1 protein-coding gene is annotated in these 1,013 nt (G+C 73.7%); it reads left to right on the top strand.

Going from position 1 to position 1,013, the window contains the following annotated elements; all coding sequences use genetic code 11:
• The coding region (locus tag HW445_RS32540) for a cell wall metabolism sensor histidine kinase WalK (RefSeq protein WP_180224331.1) at positions 1-1,013 on the top strand (1,013 nt) is incomplete at both ends.

The following is a 1,013-nucleotide window of genomic DNA, read 5'->3' as shown; positions in this document are numbered from 1 at the left end:
GGGCGCTGCTGGTGCCGCTGCCCCGGCAGGGCGGCGCGCCGTACGGGTTCCTGGTCGCGGCGCTCAACCGCTACCGGCCGCTGGACGAGGGGTACCGGTCCTTCCTGGAACTGGCCGCCGGCCACGTGGCCGCGGGCATCGCCAGCGCGCGCAGTTACCGGGCCCAGCAGCGCAGGGCCGAGGAACTCGCCGAGCTGGACCGGGCCAAGACCGTCTTCTTCTCCAACGTCAGCCACGAGTTCCGCACCCCCCTGACCCTGATCATGGGGCCGCTGGAGGAACTGCGCGGACGGCTGGCGGACGCCGACCCGCTGGTGCGCGAGGAGGTGGAGGTCGCCCACCGCAACGGACTGCGGATGGGCAGGCTGGTCAACACCCTGCTGGACTTCTCGCAGATCGAGGCCGGCCGGCTGAAGGCGTCCTTCGCCCCCGTCGACCTCTGCGCGGTCACCACCGACCTGGCCGGAGTCTTCCGCTCCGCCGCCGAACGGGCCGGGCTCACCCTCGAGGTCGACTGCCCGCCGCTGGGCGCGCCGGTGCACCTGGACCGCTCCCTGTGGGAGAAGGTCGTCCTCAACCTGCTCGGCAACGCCCTGAAGTTCACCTTCGAGGGCACCGTCCGGGTGGCGGTACGGCGCGACGGCGACCACGCCGTGGTGACCTTCGCCGACACCGGCGTCGGCATCCCCGAGGCCGAGATCCCCCGGCTGTTCAACCGCTTCCACCGCATCCGCACCAGCCGTGCCCGCTCGCACGAGGGCAGCGGCATCGGCCTGGCCCTGGTCAGGGAACTCGTCTCCCTGCACGGCGGCACCATCACCGCCGACAGCACCGAGGGCCGCGGCACCGTCTTCACCGTCCGGCTGCGCTTCGGCACCGCCCACCTGCCCGCCGACTCCCTCGTCACCGCCTCCCCGCACACACCGGTGACCGCGGACGCCCGCCCCTACGTGCAGGAGGCGCTGGGACCGGCGGCCCTGCCGGAGGCGGAGGGCGGCGTGGCCGGCACGGAC

It is taken from the genome of Streptomyces sp. UH6, assembly GCF_013421635.1.
GTDB lineage: Bacteria > Actinomycetota > Actinomycetes > Streptomycetales > Streptomycetaceae > Streptomyces > Streptomyces abyssomicinicus.
Note: the sequence above shows the minus strand (reverse complement) of the source record. Positions and strands in the feature narration are given on the sequence as shown.